This window comes from Streptomyces sp. NL15-2K (genome assembly GCF_030551255.1).
GTDB lineage: Bacteria > Actinomycetota > Actinomycetes > Streptomycetales > Streptomycetaceae > Streptomyces.
Genome location: NZ_CP130630.1, coordinates 7,833,415 through 7,850,824, shown reverse-complemented (window position 1 = coordinate 7,850,824; position 17,410 = coordinate 7,833,415). Strand labels below are relative to the sequence as shown.

The following is a 17,410-nucleotide window of genomic DNA, read 5'->3' as shown; positions in this document are numbered from 1 at the left end:
GGCTCGAGTACACAGCGCGACCACACGCGAAGGGAGGAAGCCGATGATCACCGAGCTCGCCGTGGAACGCGTCGAATTCACCTGCGGCCACTGCTGGCACAAGTGGAGCGTCGACTACGACGTGCAGTTCTACCGCGACGAGTACGGGGACGAGTGGGAGTACTTCACCCGTGACGGGCACGGCACCCCGTCCCCCTACGACCCCCAGGGGGCTCCGGCCTGCCCCATCTGCGGCCGGCGCTGGGTGGGCCGCCTCGCCGCCCGCCGGGCGGTACCCCTCGCCCCCGGAGCCGCCGGCAGGCCCCGCTACAAAATCGCGACACCCGGGGAACACCGCCCCGACCGGTACGGCGCACCACCGCTGGAAGCGGACGCCCACCAGCAGCCACGGCAGGACACGCACTCCTCGGCCGACCACTGACGAGGGCCGCCCGCACCGGGTTGGAAATCGGAGAACTTCCACCGCCGGCGCGGCATCCGGTCGGCCGACCGGATGAATCGCACCGCGCCACGGTGTCGTCCGTGCCGGGCTCAGTGGGCAAGGGCGGGTAGCGTGACCCGCCGCAGGCACCGGCTGGGATCGAAGGAGATGCATGCTGTGAGGGAGTCCTCGGTCGATCGTGCTGCCGGTCTGCCTCATGACGCCGCGCCCGCGTACCCACCCGCCCGGCCGGTGGAAGGATCGCCGAACAACCTGGCCCCAGGAGCCGGTGAGGCGACCGCGGAGCAGATGGTCGGCATGATCTGGACCTCTGCCATCCTGGCCTGGCATCGTTCACGAAGCTGACCAGGACGCCCGTCGCACGCGTTCATGCCCGTCGCGCGCGTTCAGCCCCGTCGCGCGCGTTCATGGCTTCCACACCTCCGGCCCTCCCCCGTGCCACTCGATGAGGCCCGACTCGGCAACGTCCACCTCGTCCCAGTTCGGCAGGCCGGCGTCGCGCAGCAACACGGTCAGGTCGTGCAGGCTGTACGCGGTGCCGAGAATCTCTCCGTCGACGTCCACCTGGCGGCCTCCGGTCTCGGACGGCGGGAAAACGATCACACGGCGCTCGGACATGCCACCAGCCTGACCCGCGGCCGACAGCATCCGCATCCCGGCCGCGGCCACCCGTAGGCAGACCCCCCGATGGCGGCCGCCGTATGCGCGAGGAAGGCATCGGCGCGATGCTGGTAACGGAGGACGTGAGCGAGATACGGGAGCCGGAAGGAGCCTCTGCGCCGCGTCGCCCAGCGCGCGGGCGCCGACGCGGCCAAGGCCACCCACGAGGCTCGTAGCGTCGTCGAGGTCGTCGGCGAGGCCACCGAGGGCGGCCTCATGAGCAAGGTCCGCCAGTCGCTGGACGACGAACTCGCCCGGATTCTCTTCGCCGGAAGCACCGGCAGCGTCACCTGAGGGAGAACGGAGGAGCCGTCGATGGAGGAGCACGTCGTCTGGGTCACCACGCGCCGCCTGCGGCCGGGCACCCTGGAGGAGTTCGAGAGGGCATGGCAGCCGACGACCCACCCGGAGGGCATGCGCCGCGCCTTCGCGTACTGGTCCGAGGACGGACAGGAGATCACCGGGGTGTCGTTCTGGGACTCCAAGGAGGCATGCGACTCCTGGCGGGCCTCCGAGCCGGAGGCCCAGCGGCGCGCGAACATGGCCCCGTACGTCGCCGAGGAGCGCGAAGGCTTCTATCGCGGCCGTGAACTCGCCATCCCCCAGCGGTAGCCGCGGGAGAGCGGGGCCGCCGCCCTGAACGTGCCGGCGGGCGGGCATTCCGTGAGGGAATGTCCGCCCGCCGGGTGCTGTGACCTTGTGAGGTCGGGACGGTTGATCCGTGGGTGCCTCACCGGTTGGGGTCGGCGGCGCTGATGTCGCCGAGCGCCGATCGCGGGTCGCGTTCGACGGCGAGGTCGCCCAGCGAGATGACGCCCACCGGCCGGTCCTCCTCCTCCACGACCGGCAGCCGGCGAATCGCCCGGTCCCGCATCAGCTGGATCGCGCGGTCCACGTCGTCGTCCGGAGAGACGGTGATCGTCTCCGCGCTGCAGACCTCCCGCACCGGTTTGCTGCTGATGTCGGCTCCCTCGGCGAGAGCCCGCACCACCAGGTCCCTGTCGGTGACCACACCGCGCAGATGGTCTTCTTCGATGACCAGTACGTCACCGATGTTCTCGTCCCGCATCCGACGCGCGACCTCGACCAGCGGCGTCTGCGGCGATACCGCCACGGGGTCTGTCGTCATGACTTCCCGAACCTGCTGAGCCATCGGATCCTCCTTCACCGGATCATGCGGAATCCCCCCAGCGGTTTCGGTCCTGGACCGAGTACCCGGCCGGCCGTGCGGCTCACGCGGATGCGTTCCGGTTACTCAGCCGAGCCGGCGGATTTATCGTGTTTAGTGCACAGCTTCATACGTGCTGCTCCTGCCGTCCGCGGGAGGGCGACATGAAAGTCGAACTGGTCCAGCAGGCCGCCAACGCACTGTTCGACGTTCCGGACAGCGTGCACGAGGAGATCATCACGCTCATCGAGGCTGTGGCCGAGGACCCGAAGATCCAGGTCCCGAATCTGGCCGCGGCGTTCGGTGAATGGTGCTGGCTCGTGTACACCATTCACGGTGACGTGGTCGAAGTGCTGGACGTCGGCTGCGCCCGGTGACGCCGGCGGGCGGAAAATTGACGACAGGGCCTAGGGACCACCCACGTTCGTGGCGACGGCTCTGCGGACGGCGGGCGCCGGCCGTCGGCGTCGGCCGCGCCCGCCCCGTGTCTCGGTGACCAGCAGATCCACGCCGGCGAGCAAGCCGTCCGCCTCCGCCACGCGGCGCAGCCGGTGGGCGACGCTGCCCGCCGCCAGGGCGTCCTCGAGCAGGTCCGACACGGTGTCGCGGTCACCGGAGGCTTCCAGGGCCGGGCGCAGCCGTTCGGCCATCCCGCGCAGCACCGTGGGGGCGGGCGCCGGAAGGCGGGTGACCGGTTCGATGAGGTCTCCTTCCAGACCCGAGCGCGCCGCCCGCCAGGCGGCGCCACGCAGCCAGTCGTGCTTGCCGTCGCACACGTCGGCGTCGGGTTCCGCCGACCGTTCACAGGCGTCCCGGACCAGGGCACGGAACAACCCGGCGATGAGAACCACCGTCTCGGTGCGCGGGCAGGCGTCGCAGATGCGCATCTCGAGCGTCTGCAGATGCGTGGAAGGCCGTACGTCGTAATAGACCATGCCCGCGTCACTGATCACCCCGGTGCGGATCAGCCCGTCCACGGCGGCGTCGTAGTCCGCGGCCCCGGCGAAGCAGCCCACCGGGCCCGCGGTGGGCCAGCGCTGCCACACCATCGTGCGCCAGCTGGCGTAGCCGGTGTCCATGCCGAGCCAGAAGGGGGAACTGGCGGACAGGGCCAGCAGGGGCGGCAGCCAGGGCGATACCGCGCACATGGCGCGTACGGCCGTGTCGCGGTCGGGTACGTCGACGTGGATCTGCGCGCTGCAGATCAGCTGCTCGTCGGCGACCCTGCGGTATGCGTCGGCCATGTGCCGGTAGCGGGGAGCGGCGGTGATGTCCTCGCCCGTCACCCGGGCCAGCGGCGCGGTCCCGGCCGCCACCGCGGCCGCTCCCAGCGCGGAGGCCGCCGCGTCCAGCCGCCGCCGTGCCCGGGCGAGGTCGGCGTGGAGAGCGCCCAGGGAGGTGTGGACCTCGCTGTTCCACTCCACGGCCGACTGCTGCAGTTCGGTCGTGAACTCGGGTCGGCGTATCCGGTCCAGGACCGCTCCGGCGCGTGGGACGAGCAGCCCGCTCTCGACGTCGACCAGGTGGAACTCTTCTTCTACTCCTATGCGGACGGTCACGGTCTCTCCTCAGGCCCCCTGCCGGTCCCTGACTCACCACCCGCCTGCCCCGCCCGCCTGTCGGGTGTCTCAGCGCCCGCGGATGGCCCGGGCGGACGCTGTGGAGTCCAAGTGCCCGGCTACTGCGCACGTAAGCGCCGTGCGCCGGTCAGGAGTGGGTGACCTCGATGCCGGAGATGCGGACCTCGCCGTAGTTCCCGTCGGCGCACGGGTCGGAGTTGTCGCAGTTGGCCTGCGTGTAGGCGCCTGCCTTGAAGTAATTGGTGTCGCCGTCGTGGGAGATCGTGGTCTGCGGTTTCCCGTTGTAGTACACGTCGATCTCGCCGTCCTCCGCCACGAACTTGGCCTCGAACTCGGTGCCCAGCTCGTAGTCGTCGGTGACGAGGTGGTGGCGGCTGTCGTCGCCGTCGGTGATGTAGAGCTTGCTGCCGTCGAGGCGGAAGACCGTGACGTCGTCGTCCCCGCCGTGCACCTGCGCACCGACCACCTGGGGCTTCTCCTTGGGCAGCGCCGTGAACGCCTCGGTGACCACGAGGGTGTGGGTGCCCTCCGTGGTGGACCAGGCGGCTTCGTCCTCGCCGCCGTTGGTCATCTCCCGCAGCTCGGCGCGCGGGTAGCTGGAGCCTCCCGTCGTCACTCCGTTGACGGCGGCCCGGAAGCGGACCGCGTCGCAGGCGGCGTCGGCCTGGAACCAGGGAGCGGCGGAGAAGGTCGCCAGCTCGGGCTGGGTGATCTCGGTGGGATCCTCGTCCTCGCCGGTGGGCAGGGTCAGCTTCCAGTCGGTCAGGTCCAGGATCTCGGACGGGGACGAGCACCGGGCGGCCGCCCGCTCGTGCGCGGCCGAAGTGTCGGGCTGGGTGGCGGCCTGGGTGGCGGCCTGGGCGGACAGCGTGAGTACGGCGGTCGAGACCACCGCGGTGACGCCCGCCAGCACGCAGGTCCGGGTGCTTGGCATGGAGGGTTTCCTCCCTGTGGGGGGTACGGTTCGGGCCGCCGTGAACCGTAGTCGTCGTTGTCGGGACCGGTCCCGGAGCCGCTGCCCATCGCGGTCGGCAGAGGGCGGGGACCTCACATCCGTCACCTCTCGCCGCACCACTGCTACGGTCGCATCCATGACGCTCTCGGTCTCCACCGGTCAGACTATTGATCTACGGGTACAGCCGGTTGACGAGGTTCTTGATCGCGTCGAGCGGTCGCTGCAAGTGCGCTTGCTCCCGGATACGTTGGTGCGCAAACGCCGGTCCGTGGGGGCCAGAACAGTCCGCGACACCTGGGTGCGCATCGAGCGGCGCTTGCTCGACAAGATCCCCGATCAGGAGTAGAACGGCACTGAGAGTGCAGCGCGTCTGGAAGGCATCGCCCAGCCCGAGTGGCACGGATGTGTGGTCTGGCGGGACACGGACGAGCCGGTGATGTGGCGGGCGGATGAAACTGAGCTTCTGCCGGGGGCTCCCGTCGGAAGCGCCATCCTGAGTGAAGTCCCGGACTGCCGGACGACTGGTGGGAGGCCTTGAACGCCTCGTTGGACGCCCTGGCGGCACAGGACACTGGGCGGGTCGCCACACCGGACACCGTCACTATCACCCAGGCCCTCGTCACCGAGTCCATCCGTGGTGTCTTCTCCGGCGACTTCGATACGACTGTGGAGCGGTGGGTGCCGGCCCACGCGGACCTGAATTGGGCGAACATGACCGCGCCGACATTCAGCGTCACGGATGAGCTTAGGTTTTCCTGGGTGGGGCTGGGTTGTCGGCCCAGCTCCGGTGGAAAAGTGATCTCGGCTGTGTCCCTGGCCGTACCGGTCGTGTGACGGGGGTGGCGTGGGTGTGCAGGTGGAAGCCTGCGCCGAGTCTGGCCCCACGTGGCTGGTGCCGGGTGGGGGTGCTCATCGTGTGCGGTGCCTGCCGCCTGCGCCGCCGCTGGGTGCGGTGGGTGGGTGACTGGGGCATCCGCCCCGCCGGACGCTTTCCACCCGGGCCCGCAACGGCGGTCTGCGCTGCGGGTGTTGTGGGTGGGGCGGGGACCCTGCGTCGCTGCCTGGGCACAGGGCGGTTTCTCGTCGGTCCCGCCTTCGTCCGGTCCACGGCAACAGCGGACTGCTGCCGCGTACCGTCGGGGATGGCGGGCCTGGGGTGGGTGGTGTGCCGGACCGGCCGGTCCAGCTCCGGGGCCGTGCGGCGGATCACGTAGGTGCCACTCGCGCGGTCCAGGACGGTTGTGTGCTGGTGTTGCAGGCCGCGGGCGCCGATCCGCTGCCAGGCGGCGACGTCCCGGTCGGTGCTGTAGCCGCAGGCGGTGTCGGGGCAGCTCGCCCATTTCCAGCCCGGTGTGGTGCGGTCGGGGGCGGCGCGGTGCCGGAAGACGCTCAGGCAGGTGGGGCAGTACCTGGAGGTGCCGCGGGCGGGGACGATGACTACCGCGATGCCGTATTTCGCGGCCTGGTGGCGGGTGTGGGTGACGATCTGCCCGCGCACACTGCTGGACAGGCGGGTGTTCAGGGTGCGGCCCTTGCCCCGGGCCTCCATGTCTCGCAGGTCCTCCAGGTAGATCACCGACGCTCTTGCGGCGCGGGCGTGGCCGACCATGAAGTGGGCGGCGGCCTTGGCGAGCTGCTCGTTCAGCCGCGTACGACGCTTGCTCACCCGGGCGTGCTCGGTGCGCAGCACCGCCAGCTTCGCCGCCGTGAGCGGATCGGGGCGCAGCCCGGATGCGGTGCGGCCGTCGGTCAGGGACTGCAGGTGGGCGGCCTTGGCCCAGAGCTGTTCGGCCTGGATGCGCAGCCGGTCGGCCTTGGCCAGCACCCCGTCCGCACGGAAGAAGACGGGGCGGGCGTCGGTGTGCACGGCCGGCTGGGCGCCGCCGGCCAGGGTCAGCGTCCCGCCGGTGAGCAGGGTGTTCAGCCCGTAGTCGAAGGCCACCGCCCGCACATGCCCGTCCCGCCGGGTCGTGGGCACGGCGGTGGTGTGGGCGACGTCCAGGCGCAGGCGTCCGCCGCGCAGGCGCAGGGTCGGGGCGTGCAGGGCGGCCGTGACGGGGATGGTGGGCGGCAGCCGGAACCGGATCACCACGGGGTGCCAGTCGGCGCGGGTGCGGGGGTCGGGCCGCACCGGCAGGCGCACGGTCAGCACCGCGTAGCGGGCCGGGTCGTCCTCGCAGCGGGCCAGCGTGGCCAGCTGTTTGTCGGCGGCGGCGAGCACCACCTGACGGCCGCCGCCCGGCGCCGCCTCCAGCTCGCACAGGTCGGCGGGCAGCCGACCATGCGTGGTGTGGAAGGCGGCCACCTGCCGGGTACGGGAGCGCAGCACCGAGGCCGCCACCGCTTGCCCGTCCGGACAGGCGGCCCGCAGCGCCTCCCACTCGGCCCCGGTGCGCCGCATCGGATCGGCGTCGGGGCCGGTGGGCCAGGTGGCCAGTACCGCGTCGGTGATCTGCGTACGCCACCAGGCCGAGCGCAGCGCCCGCCCGGCCTGCTCCTCGGCGACCCGCCGCACCCGGTCAGGAACGTACACCCCCTCCGGGGCAGTCGCCGCCCAGCCCAGCATCCGCAGCGCCATCCACGCGTTCGACGGCAGCCGCTGCCCCGACCGGTCCCGCCCGCAGGCGAGCCGGGCCAGGTCCGGGCGGTTCCAGCGGGTGCCGGTCACTTCGGCACACATGCTCTCGACCAGGGCCGTCAGCCAGCCCACCCTCCCGGCCAGCGCATCGGCGCCCAGGGCTTCGCCGGTGACGGCATCCAGGCCACGGAACGCGCACGCCGACGCGCACGCCACCCGCGCCGCCTGCCCCTCACCCAGCTCGACCTTCCGCCGCACCCTGTCACCCCCGCCCAGCCACCCAGAACCGCTGTCCGATCATCGAACTCACTTACACAACGCACCCCGCCCGGAAAGGTCACGCAGCAACCGCAAGAACCCCGATGAGACCGGAAGAATCACAGCAACACCAAGGAAACCCAAGCCAATCGGTCCGCTGTTAGTGACCCTCTTCGACTGGGAGGACTGGGGTAGCGCACCGCTGGGGTTGGATTCGGCCTCCCTATGGGGCGAGTTCCCTTGCTGTCCCGGCTCTGGCCGATCGCGTACGGCACGAGCGCCGGTCCGACTTCGAGAGCCGGGACGGCAAACTGATGACGTTGTTCGCCTGCTCGAAGATCCTCGGGCCGTACGCGCACCCGGAAGACCCCCGGCTGGAACCCGCCCGGCGCATGGCCGAGCAGGTCATTAAGGAGCTTCAGGAGGGCTGACCCTCGCGAGCGGTTCCGAAGGAGACTCCGATACTCCTGGACGGTTCGCTCCTCGACCTCGGCCGCCAGGGCACCGACGAGTTCGCCCAGATGGGCGGGATCATCGGTGCCCACGGCGACGGAGTCGGCTTGGGGGAGGTGATAGGCGGCTCTGAACGCCGCCTGTATGCACGAGAGTTGGATGCTGTCACGGAGGAAGACGCGTGGGTCGATCCTGGCCCACACCGGGGCGCTGGTGCTGCCTCCGAAAGGGCTCATGCCCCACACGTCGCCGCCGCCCAGGCCCCACCTCTTGGTGAGGGCATCCGCGGCGTCGAGCGTTCTGGCTCGGACCAGCAAGCCGGCGCGGACCATGAGGACCGGCATTCACTCCGCGTATTCACAACCAGGACGCGCTGGTACAGGCGTGCGCCGCCCTCGACGCCGCTGTGGCGAAGGGGTTGTGCGCGGCCTGGGGGGTCGCATCCTGGGACCCGTTGCCGCTGCTGAGCCTGATCGACACGACCGTACCGAGGCCAGCATCGGTTTCCAGGCCAGCGCCTCGGTCAGCGGTACCGGTTGGTCCAGCGCGACCAAGCCGGCCTGGTGGGACAACAGCCAGCGCACCGGGATCTCCGCCTTGCCGTTCGCGGCGAACTCCGGCCACCACAGTGCAGTCCACTTCAGTCCCTTGCAGGGACCCGCTGAACAGTCGGAAGGCAGCGGATCACTCCAAGAGATCGGGCGCTGCGCCATCTTGGATGAGCAGATTGCGCAGTGCTGGTCTGAGATTGCCTCTGTCAAGGCAGACGAAGCGCTGGCCGCGGCACTGCGGGCGCAGGCTGCGACCGAGTTCGGCGCTGCTGTATTCCGTGAAGCCCAGGCTGTGACTTCGTGACTGTCGCGTAAGGTCAGTTGGCGCGAAGCCGAGGAGCCTCTCATTAGATGTTGCACTTCACGGTCCAGCATCCACATCCGCCGCTCAGCGATTGTCATCCTCTGCCAACCATCGGACGAATTCATTCCCTAGCGCGCGAATCTCGGCATCGTGAAGACCAGGACCGTCTTCCCAACTGACCTGACCAAATAGGCCTGACGCTTCCCACTCACTGAGTTTGTCATCAATGTCATCACCAGATAGGGCACGCTCAAGCTCGCTCCATAGAAGGCGCAAGTCGGATTGCACAAGCCTATAGCGGGCGACATCCTCATATATGAGACGATGGGCATCCAGTTCGAGATCTACCTCTACCGCGCCCGCATAACTTGACGACACCTCCTTCATTACCGAGTGCAGGTCGTCGGCCTGCTGGATGGAGACTCCCTCCACCTTGGCGATAGCGACATTCTTGTAGTGAATGAGAGTCGTCATCTCCGGAACGGCAAGTGTCTTCCAAAGATCGCGCTTCGCAGCCAATATTCCGACCGCGACATCACTTGGCACGATGACGCCGCTCTTTGCGACTCTGGTTAGCGGCATGCTGTAGACAGCCACTCGGACATCACGGCGAAACTCTGGCACGACGCGAAGAATCTGCGCAAACAGCTCTCGCTCTATCTGCTCAGGAATTACCGCATCTTCGTCGAAGTGCAGTGCTACAGTCTTCAATTCCGTCGCTCCGTGATTCAAGACGGGTTTAGATGGAGGTTGCTGCAACGTGGATAACTCGTTCACGAAATCGTCTACGAGTAGAGTATCCGGACCTGGATTACGCGACGACTTAAGATAGTCCCACATGGCGCTTTCCGATGTCTGCGGTTGGCCGAAGAGACGGGCCGACACGAAGATTTCTGTGTCTGTGATGCCCACAACCTGGCCCAGGCCGGCGTATACCACGGATCGACGCGCCGCGCTCTTTATGTCGACAACAGGCGTTGCAGTAGTTATCCAATCCGCATCAAATCGGATGCGCACTTTCCGCTTGCCGACAGTGCATACAAGCTGAGGAGCATTTTCCCATGACATGGACTTCGGCATGACAGGCAGCGAGGATGTGTTACGGGCACGCATCGATTGCTCGAATGCAACCATTTGACCGTGCTGCACATGAGCTACGGTCTCATCCGTGAGTTGCGTCGCCCGAGCATCCCATACAGCGAAAAGTGGATGAATCTTCGCTATGAAGAATCCGGAGGTAGCCCCCTGCTCGCGAAACGGGCGCTCTATATCGAGACTCACCTCTTCGGCAGCCTTCAATAACACGTTCGCGCCTGGCATAGCGGCAACGCGAGGAAGGTTGAGGTAGTCAATAGAGGCGAATCGCATCCTCCACGACTGCCCAGATTGCCTCAAAGCGGCCGCCCGCTCCTCATTCTCTGCTTTGATCTTCAGCAGAGCAGAAATCGTGTATTTCCCCTCATCCTTGTCCACAAGGTCATGGCATTGCGGACAAAGGAGAATAAGGTTGTCAATCGAGTTTCTTTCCTCTATCGACAAGCCCGGCACTGCACGCGCGCCGCCATTGCGGAGGGCCCTGATGTGTGCCACCTCAGCGGTTGGTGCAGGCCCCCGCCTTCCGGGATCTAGCTCACAGCCGCACTTTTGGCACATGCCGTTTGCTCTGCGCCAGAGTTCTCTTTGCGTGGAATCCTTAGGCTTTGGGATCCGTGGTGTACCCATACTCCCCCACTCCTGAACGACATCAGGCGAACGTCCTGCTATGCGCCGCACGGGTTTACTTGACGCTGCAAGCTCGCCGACGCACGTCCACAGCCTTGCTTACACCATGATCGCTTCGCGGTGGCGTGCTTCCGGGAGAGCAGCTACTCCGTCGTCCCGCGAGTGGAGTGTTCGCTAGGCGCCGTCAGTGAACTGTTGATGGTGTTCGAGTCCCTGGGTGCGGGCGCATGCCACCGACTGACTCGTCCTCTGCAGTGCGTAGGCGCTGTGGGCCCCGCTCCCACCCGTGCGTCACCCCTGGGCCGCGTACTGTACGAACGCGGCCCACTTTGAGGCGGCGAAGGCCAGCTGAGCGCGGGTGGGGGCCTTCGAGTCGCGGACATGGACGGTGCCGGGAGTTGCAGCGACTTCGAGGCACTCGCCGCCCTCATTGCCGCTGTAGCTGCTCTTGAACCAAGCGAGTCGCGCGGGTTCCGCAGTGCTCATCGTTCCCCCAGCAAGTCCTCGATCAGGGCGAGGGACTCCCGCATGGTGAGCGCCTGGGCCCTGATGCTGCCGTACCGTGCCGCCAGGATACGTACTTCCTCAGGGTCCGTGATCAGTCGGCTGGAGTTCTGCGCCTCGGTGTATCCCATCTGGGCTTTGCCCTTCGGCGTGAGCAGCACGAAAGGACCGCCCATCCCGGCGTGCTCCAAGCGCTCCGTGGGCATCACCTGGAGCTCCACGTTGCGCAACCGTCCGAGTTTGAGCAGTTGTTCGAGCTGCTCTCTGTGGATCTCCTGGCCGCCAAGGCAGCGCCGCAGAACCACTTCCTCGATGACGGCGGTGACCATGGGCGGAGGCCAACCGGTCAGGATCTCCTGACGGGCCATCCGCGAGGACACCCGCTGCTCGATGGTCTCCTCGTCCAACAGCGGCTTGCGCATCTCGTACAGTGCGCGGGTCCGCCGCTCAGTCTGCAACAGGCCAGGGACATCATGGTTGTTGTAGAAGTTGATCTCGACGGCTTCTCGCTCCAGCCGCGCGTAGTCCCGAAACCAAGCCGGATGCCGAACCCTCGCCTTCGCCTTGGCCTTCTCCACATCCTCGACCGTGGCGTTCAACAGGCCCCTGGCGTCCAGCAGTTCGTCCGCCGCGTCCAAGAACTCCCGCTGTGGCGTACGTCTCCCCCGCTCCAGCGACGAGATCAGATCCTCGCTATACCCGAGCCGGTCCCCCAGCTCCTTCTGCGTGAGGCCGGCCTGCTCCCGAAGTACCTTGACCTGCTTGCCGATCGCCCGGTTCAGGTCACTGGCCTGCTCACCCTCGTCGTACGTCTCCTGCGGCTCCGTCACCGTCATGTCGCACCCGCCTTGCTGTCCTACGCCCCAACCAGGTCACGGCCGACACCCCGTACAGGACACCGTCCGTACCGGTACGCACACCCTGCGTACCGAAGGATTCCCTGGTCAGGGTAGAGCGGGACGGCCACGCTCGGTGACATGAAGTCAGAAATCTCCACCCCTCAATCCGCTCCTGCCGCTCCCGCCGCTGCGCAATCCACCCGCCGCTTCACCCAACTCCTCAGTTCCACCCCGCGCGGCGCCCGCCTCGCCCGGCTGTTGGCCGTGCAGCAGCTCGCCCAGTGGGGCTGGCCCGAGACCTGCTCGGTCAGTGAGTCTGCGGCCATGGTCGTGGCCGAACTGGCGACCAACGCGGTGACCCATGGGCGGGTGGCGGGTCGAGGGTTCCGGCTCGCTCTTGTCGTCGAGAGCCCGGACACGCTCCGTATCGAAGTGACGGATTTGCGGGGCGATCGGCGCCCCTTGCCTCGTACCACCCCGTCCACCGAGGAAGAAGCGGGGCGCGGGCTGCTTATCGTCGGCTCGCTCGCTACGCGGTGGGGTAGCGAGGCGTGGCCGCCGGCAGGGAAGACGGTTTGGGCTGAGATCAGGTTGAGCGGGCGCGCAGCATCCGGCTGACCGCGTCCGAGCGTTCCAGGAGTGTGTTGCGGACCACCGGGGCTGCGTCCTGGGACGCCTGTTGGGCCTTTTCGATGTACGTGGAGTCGATGGCGTGCGGTGGGAAGAGGCGGCCCGTGTAGACCATCGCCGGGATCATCCCGCCTTCGTGCAGGTGCGGGATCGAGTCCAGGTAGCGCTGGGTGTAGGGGGTCAGCAGGGCGTCCTGGGCGGGGCGCCAGAAGGCCGTTGCCACTTGGGCGACCGAGCTGACGGGGACCGCGCGGTCCACGGCCAGCTTCTGCCAGACCTCTGCCTTCGTGGCGGGGTCGGGGATGGCGGCTCGTACGGTGAGGGCGCGGATCCAGGCGTCTGGGTCCGGGTCGCGTTCGAGGAGGAGGGCGGCTTCGGAGGAGACGTCGCCGCCCAGTTCCGCCTCGCGGACCAGCGCGCGCCAGTGCAGGTCCACGTCGTCGCCTGCCTGTTCGCGGAGCCAGGTCAGGTCGTCCGCGTTCGTCGCGGTGCGGGCCAGGCCGCGCAGTGCGACCTGGCGGCGGCCGGGGTTCGTGGCGAGGCGGCGGCAGGTTGTCGCCACCGCCGCCGTCAGGTCGGCGCGTTCGCCGGGCGAGGCCCAGAGTTCGGCGATGTTCGCGGCGAGGGTCAGGTACGGCTCGATCACGGCGTCGGATGTCTCGGCCGCCAGGACCGCGGTGAGGCACCGTCCGGCTTCCGCTGCCGTGGCCTCGCCGGTCGTCAGCATGTCCCATACGGTGGCGGCGGCCACGCCCCGGGAGATGGCCGTGGGCAGCTGTGCCGCCGTACGGAAGAGGGCGTCCCTGGTGGTGGGATCCGGGCGGGTCGTGGCGAAGGTCAGGTCGTCGTCGTTGATCAGCAGGACGTCCGCCTCGGGTGGGAGGCCGGTGATCGGGGTGCGAGTCTGCGTCACCTCTACCCGCACCAGCGTCCTGCGTTCCAGGGCTTCGCCGTTGCCGCCGTACGCGCCCACTGCCAGCACCTGCGGGCGCGGGGTGTCGGCGGCCACCAGCGTGACCGTCTCGCCGTCGCGCTCCAGTGAGAAGCGGTCGGTGCCTGCCGTCTCGAGCCACGCCGTGCGCCAGGCGTCCAGGTCGCGGCCGCCGGACTCGGAGAGGGCGTCGATCAGGTCCTGGAGTGTGGTGTTGCCCCATGCGTGGCGGGCGAAGTAGGCGGTCATGCCGGCCCTGAAGCGCTCTTCGCCTACGTACGTCATGAGCTGTTGGAGGACGGAGGCGCCCTTGGGGTAGGTGATGTTGTCGAAGATCGACGCGGCCTGAGCGACGTCGTGGATGGGCTGGTGGATCGGGTGGGAGACGGGGCCCTGGTCGGACAGGTACGCCGTGAGCTTGTCGCCCACCAGGTGGCCTGCCCACGCGTCGGTGTACCGGGTGGCGCGCTCGGCGGCCCAGTGACAGGCGAACTCCGCGAACGCCTCGTTCAGCCAGAGGTCGTCCCACCAGCGCATGGTGACGATGTTGCCGAACCACATGTGCGCCATCTCGTGCAGGAGCACCTTCGCGAGCAGCTCACTCTCGGCGGGCGTCGGTGTGGCCCGCCGCAGGAAGGCGTCGGACCAGGTCACGCAGCCGTAGTTCTCCATGGCGCCGCCGAACTCGGGCACGAACACCTGGTCGTACTTGCGCTGCGGGAACGGCATCACGAAGGCCTCGCCGAAGAAGGCGAGGCCCTGGCGGGTGAGGGTGAAGATCTCGTCGGCGTCGCGGTCGAGGATCGGGGCGAGGGAGCGGCGGGCGTAGAGGCCGAGGTCGTGGCCGTCGGTCTCGCGGCGGATCTCGTGGAAGGGGCCCGCGTTGACGACGGTGTTGTACGTCGAGAGGGGTGGGGTGTCGGGGAAGGTCCAGCGGCGAGCCGAGCCCAGCTCCTCGACGCGTGCGTCGCCGGAGTTGCTCGTGACCGTCCATGCGGGCGGGGCCGTGACGGTGAAGGCGTGCGGGGCCTTGAGGTCGGGTTGGTCGAAGCACGCCCATACGAACCGGGCCTCGTCGGGTTCGAAGCTCATCCACACGTAGACCTCGCCGTCCGCCGGGTCGGTCGCCTTGTGCACGCCCTGGCCCGTGGCCGTGTCGGCCTGGATGCTCTCCACGCGCAGCACGTTGCGCTCGGCCAGGGCGGGGAGGGGGATACGGCCGTCACCGGTGGGGGTGAGGGCGGTGCCGTTCAGGGTGGCGCTGCGTACCTGTGACGCGCAGTCCACGAAGGTCTCCGCGCCCGGCTCGCCGCAGGTGAAGGTCACGGTGGAGACGCATCGGATGTCCGGTCCGTCGGGCAGGGCGGTGAGGTCGATTTCCACGTCGTACCGGTCGACCGTCAACAGCGCGGCCCGGCGCTCGGCTTCGGTACGGGTCAGGCTTCTTATCCCCATGCGTCCTCCCTCGGCTGACAGCGGACGTCAGCGTACGACGGAGATCGCCGGGGAACGCAGGCGTTTTTCGGGCCCCTCTGGCCCCTGTGGCGCCTCGGGCCCCATGACCGGCCCACGACAGAGAGCGGCTGCTCAGGCTCCTACCGGACTCTTACTCCAGTCTCAACTCCAGCCCCATCGCAGATGGTTAGGTTTGCCTACGCTAAGCCCACCTTGGCCGGAATACGGCCGTGTCGGGGGCGTCCGTGGCGTTCCCGAGGGGAGTTCTCTGGTGTGGGACAACGCGCTGCCGAGTTTTTTGATCGGGCTGCGTGAGGGGCTGGAAGCCGGGCTGATCGTTTCGGTGCTGGTGGCCACTCTCGTGCGGGCCGGTCAGCGGTCGCGGCTGCCTCATGTGTGGACCGGGGTGCTGGCCGCCGTGGGTGTGTCCATGGGGTTCGGGGCCGTGCTGACCTTCACCTCGGCCGGGTTGTCCGGGCAGGCGCAGGAGGCGTTCGGCGGTGTGCTCAGTGTCGTCGCGGTCGCCTTTGTCACCGCCATGGTGTTCTGGATGCGTCGGTCGGCGCGGAGTTTCTCCGGGGAGATCAAGGAGAAGGTCACCGACGCCCTGGGGGGCGGGCCTGGCACGGGCGCGGGCATGCTGGTCGTCATCTCCTTCCTCGCCGTCGGGCGTGAAGGGTTGGAGACCGCCCTGTTCCTGTGGACCACGGGGCAGGCCGCCGGGGAGTCCGCCGGGCCGCTCGTCGGGGCGGGGGCGGGGCTGGTGTTGGCCGGCGGGGTCTGCTGGGGGCTGTATCGGCGTGTGCTTCGGCTGAATCTGACTCGGTTCTTCACCTTCACCGGCGTCGCGCTCATCGTGATCGCGGCCGGGGTGCTCGGATACGGGATGCGTGACCTTCAGGAGGGGGGCTTGCTGCCGGGGGCGGCTGCGTACGCCTTCGATCTGTCGGGGAGCATCGATTCCGGGTCCTGGTACGCCACGTTGGTCAGCGGCACGCTCAACGTGACCCCGCAGATGACGTGGCTTCAGGTGGCGGCCTACGGCTCCTATCTCGTCGTGGTGATGGCTCTGTTCGTGCGGGGGGTGCGTGCCATACCTGGGGCGCGTGCTGCACACGTGCCCTCGGCCAATCCGCCAGCGCCAGCGCCCGCACCCGCACCCGCACCCGCACCCGCACCCGCACCATCCGCTCCGCGACGGCTCCCCCGCTGGGTGGTCCCCGTGGCTGCCCTCACCGCCCCAGCCCTCCTCGCCGGCATCCTCGTAGCCGTCAGCGGTGACAAACCCCCCGCCACCACCGTCACCGTCTCCCCGGCCGACTGCGGCAAGGGATTCTCCGCCCCCGAGCCCGGCCGCCGCTCCTTCCAGGTGCGCAACTCCGGCCGGAGCACCGTCGAGGCCTACCTGATCGACCCCGCCACGGCCGCCGTCTACGGCGAGGTCGAGGGCATCGCTCCCGGTACCACCCGCACCCTCACCGCCACGATCGGCAGCGGGAGTTACGCCTGGCGGTGCGTGCCGGCCGGCGGCAAGGCCGTCACCTCTGCCGCCGTGCGCGTCACGGGTGGCGGTGCCGAGACGGCCGTACTGCCGGTGTCCGAGAAGGATCTCGCCGCGCCGCTCGCCTCCTACCGGGCCTATGTGCAGAAAGGGCTGGCCGTGCTCCAGAGCCGGACCCGGGGCCTCCAGCACGACATCGACGCCGGGCACCTCGACCGTGCCCGCCGGGACTGGCTGGCCGCGCACGAGGAGTACGCCTCGCTCGGTGCCGCCTACGGGACGTTCGGGGACTTTGACGCGAGGATCAACGGGACCACGGCCGGGCTGCCCCACGGCGTGAAGGACGCCCGATTCACCGGATTCCATCGCGTCGAGTACGGGCTGTGGCACGGTGAGTCGGCCGACTCCCTCCGCACGCCTGCCCGGCGGCTCGGCTCCGACATCGCCGGCCTGCGGCGGGACTTCCCGCATCAGGACTTCGACCCGGGCGACCTGCCGCTGCGTACCCACGAAATCCTTGAGGGCACCCTCCAGCAGGAGCTGACCGACGCCACCGACTACGGCAGCGGGACCACCCTGGCCACCACCGAGGCCAACATCGAGGGAACTCGGGTGCTGCTTGGGCTGTTGCGTCCGCTGATCGAGCGGCGTGATCCCAAGGTCCTTACGTCCGTGGGCAGTTGGATGCGGCGTACCGAGCGGCTGGTGCTCTCCGCTCGCCGTAAGGACGGCAGTTGGACGCCCGTCGACAGCCTTCCCGCCGTCACCCACGCGCGGCTCGACGGCGCCATGGGGGAGCTGCTGGAACAACTCGCCCCGATTCCCGACCTGTTGGAAATCCGCAAGGCCGCATGAGCCCAAGGCCGCGTGAGCCCCGTA

Annotated in this window: 15 protein-coding genes and 3 pseudogenes; 8 read left to right on the top strand and 10 right to left on the bottom strand. The window is 68.6% G+C overall.

Going from position 1 to position 17,410, the window contains the following annotated elements:
• The first annotated feature begins 43 nt into the window (after positions 1-43).
• Positions 44-421 carry a hypothetical protein gene (locus Q4V64_RS35545; RefSeq protein WP_124437450.1) on the top strand — a complete coding sequence of 126 codons (378 nt, stop codon included), beginning with the start codon at positions 44-46 and terminating at the stop codon, positions 419-421.
• A gap of 426 nt (positions 422-847) precedes the next feature.
• On the opposite strand, the gene Q4V64_RS35540 is transcribed toward Q4V64_RS35545, so the two are convergent.
• A complete protein-coding gene (locus tag Q4V64_RS35540) occupies positions 848-1,060 on the bottom strand; it encodes a hypothetical protein (RefSeq protein ID WP_124437451.1) in 213 nt (70 codons plus the stop codon).
• 156 nt (positions 1,061-1,216) lie between these two features.
• Here Q4V64_RS35540 and Q4V64_RS55445 point away from each other — a divergent pair, with 156 nt between their 5' ends.
• The gene (locus Q4V64_RS55445) at positions 1,217-1,396 is read left to right on the top strand and encodes a DUF2267 domain-containing protein (RefSeq protein WP_124437458.1); all 180 of its coding nucleotides are present in this window, start codon (positions 1,217-1,219) and stop codon (positions 1,394-1,396) included.
• Positions 1,397-1,417: 21 nt separating this feature from the next.
• Complete coding sequence (locus Q4V64_RS35535; RefSeq protein ID WP_124437452.1) at positions 1,418-1,714, top strand: hypothetical protein; 297 nt, start codon at positions 1,418-1,420, stop codon at positions 1,712-1,714.
• Positions 1,715-1,832: 118 nt separating this feature from the next.
• On the opposite strand, the gene Q4V64_RS35530 is transcribed toward Q4V64_RS35535, so the two are convergent.
• On the bottom strand, positions 1,833-2,255 hold the full coding sequence (locus Q4V64_RS35530) for a CBS domain-containing protein (protein ID WP_124437453.1): 423 nt from the start codon (positions 2,253-2,255) through the stop codon (positions 1,833-1,835).
• Between the two features lie 179 nt (positions 2,256-2,434).
• On the opposite strand from Q4V64_RS35530, the gene Q4V64_RS35525 reads away from it, so the two are divergent.
• Complete coding sequence (locus Q4V64_RS35525; RefSeq protein ID WP_124437454.1) at positions 2,435-2,647, top strand: hypothetical protein; 213 nt, start codon at positions 2,435-2,437, stop codon at positions 2,645-2,647.
• 30 nt (positions 2,648-2,677) lie between these two features.
• Here the strand turns inward: Q4V64_RS35525 and Q4V64_RS35520 are convergent, their stop codons facing one another.
• Both Q4V64_RS35520 and Q4V64_RS35515 read right to left on the bottom strand, forming a co-directional pair.
• Positions 2,678-3,829 carry a glutamate--cysteine ligase gene (locus Q4V64_RS35520; RefSeq protein WP_124437455.1) on the bottom strand — a complete coding sequence of 384 codons (1,152 nt, stop codon included), beginning with the start codon at positions 3,827-3,829 and terminating at the stop codon, positions 2,678-2,680.
• Between the two features lie 148 nt (positions 3,830-3,977).
• Positions 3,978-4,784, bottom strand: a complete 807-nt coding sequence (locus Q4V64_RS35515) for a polysaccharide lyase family 7 protein (RefSeq protein WP_124437456.1) — start codon at positions 4,782-4,784, stop codon at positions 3,978-3,980.
• Between the two features lie 157 nt (positions 4,785-4,941).
• Here Q4V64_RS35515 and Q4V64_RS55440 point away from each other — a divergent pair.
• Positions 4,942-5,540: pseudogene (locus Q4V64_RS55440) on the top strand (hypothetical protein); the annotation flags it as partial.
• A gap of 10 nt (positions 5,541-5,550) precedes the next feature.
• On the opposite strand, the gene Q4V64_RS35505 reads toward Q4V64_RS55440, so the two are convergent.
• Positions 5,551-7,641: a zinc ribbon domain-containing protein gene (locus Q4V64_RS35505; RefSeq protein ID WP_303713680.1), complete on the bottom strand. Its 2,091-nt coding sequence runs from the start codon at positions 7,639-7,641 to the stop codon at positions 5,551-5,553.
• A gap of 166 nt (positions 7,642-7,807) precedes the next feature.
• Here Q4V64_RS35505 and Q4V64_RS55435 point away from each other — a divergent pair.
• Positions 7,808-8,072, top strand: a pseudogene (locus tag Q4V64_RS55435) (hypothetical protein); the annotation flags it as partial.
• Between the two features lie 501 nt (positions 8,073-8,573).
• Here Q4V64_RS55435 and Q4V64_RS55430 read toward each other — a convergent pair.
• The 4 genes and pseudogenes from Q4V64_RS55430 to Q4V64_RS35485 all read right to left on the bottom strand — a co-directional run.
• Positions 8,574-8,807, bottom strand: a pseudogene (locus Q4V64_RS55430) (serine hydrolase); the annotation flags it as partial.
• Positions 8,808-9,033: 226 nt separating this feature from the next.
• Positions 9,034-10,602, bottom strand: coding sequence for an HNH endonuclease signature motif containing protein (locus Q4V64_RS35495; RefSeq protein WP_253267412.1), 1,569 nt, complete (start codon positions 10,600-10,602; stop codon positions 9,034-9,036).
• A gap of 360 nt (positions 10,603-10,962) precedes the next feature.
• Positions 10,963-11,157, bottom strand: coding sequence for a DUF397 domain-containing protein (locus tag Q4V64_RS35490; RefSeq protein ID WP_124444681.1), 195 nt, complete (start codon positions 11,155-11,157; stop codon positions 10,963-10,965).
• Entirely contained in the window at positions 11,154-12,011 is an 858-nt protein-coding gene (locus tag Q4V64_RS35485; RefSeq protein WP_124444680.1) for a helix-turn-helix transcriptional regulator, read from the bottom strand. Before Q4V64_RS35485 ends, Q4V64_RS35490 begins: the two co-directional genes overlap by 4 nt.
• A 141-nt stretch (positions 12,012-12,152) precedes the next feature.
• Here Q4V64_RS35485 and Q4V64_RS35480 point away from each other — a divergent pair, with 141 nt between their 5' ends.
• Complete coding sequence (locus Q4V64_RS35480; protein ID WP_124444679.1) at positions 12,153-12,632, top strand: ATP-binding protein; 480 nt, start codon at positions 12,153-12,155, stop codon at positions 12,630-12,632.
• Here the strand turns inward: Q4V64_RS35480 and pepN are convergent.
• Entirely contained in the window at positions 12,601-15,030 is a 2,430-nt protein-coding gene (gene pepN / locus Q4V64_RS35475) for an aminopeptidase N (RefSeq protein WP_124444678.1), read from the bottom strand. The two genes, Q4V64_RS35480 and pepN, sit on opposite strands and share 32 nt — an antisense overlap.
• Positions 15,031-15,301: 271 nt before the next feature.
• Between pepN and efeU the strand changes: the two genes are divergently transcribed.
• Positions 15,302-17,386, top strand: a complete 2,085-nt coding sequence (efeU, locus tag Q4V64_RS55425) for an iron uptake transporter permease EfeU (RefSeq protein WP_124444677.1) — start codon at positions 15,302-15,304, stop codon at positions 17,384-17,386.
• Positions 17,387-17,410 lie beyond the last annotated feature (24 nt).

Coding starts and splice junctions, on each gene's coding strand:
- Q4V64_RS35545 (WP_124437450.1), top strand. CDS start 44: ATGATCACCGAGCTCGCCGTGGAACGCGTCGAATTCACCTGCGGCCAC.
- Q4V64_RS35540 (WP_124437451.1), bottom strand. CDS start 1,060: ATGTCCGAGCGCCGTGTGATCGTTTTCCCGCCGTCCGAGACCGGAGGC.
- Q4V64_RS35535 (WP_124437452.1), top strand. CDS start 1,418: ATGGAGGAGCACGTCGTCTGGGTCACCACGCGCCGCCTGCGGCCGGGC.
- Q4V64_RS35530 (WP_124437453.1), bottom strand. CDS start 2,255: ATGGCTCAGCAGGTTCGGGAAGTCATGACGACAGACCCCGTGGCGGTA.
- Q4V64_RS35525 (WP_124437454.1), top strand. CDS start 2,435: ATGAAAGTCGAACTGGTCCAGCAGGCCGCCAACGCACTGTTCGACGTT.
- Q4V64_RS35515 (WP_124437456.1), bottom strand. CDS start 4,784: ATGCCAAGCACCCGGACCTGCGTGCTGGCGGGCGTCACCGCGGTGGTC.
- Q4V64_RS35495 (WP_253267412.1), bottom strand. CDS start 10,602: ATGTGCCAAAAGTGCGGCTGTGAGCTAGATCCCGGAAGGCGGGGGCCT.
- Q4V64_RS35490 (WP_124444681.1), bottom strand. CDS start 11,157: ATGAGCACTGCGGAACCCGCGCGACTCGCTTGGTTCAAGAGCAGCTAC.
- Q4V64_RS35485 (WP_124444680.1), bottom strand. CDS start 12,011: ATGACGGTGACGGAGCCGCAGGAGACGTACGACGAGGGTGAGCAGGCC.
- Q4V64_RS35480 (WP_124444679.1), top strand. CDS start 12,153: ATGAAGTCAGAAATCTCCACCCCTCAATCCGCTCCTGCCGCTCCCGCC.
- pepN (WP_124444678.1), bottom strand. CDS start 15,030: ATGGGGATAAGAAGCCTGACCCGTACCGAAGCCGAGCGCCGGGCCGCG.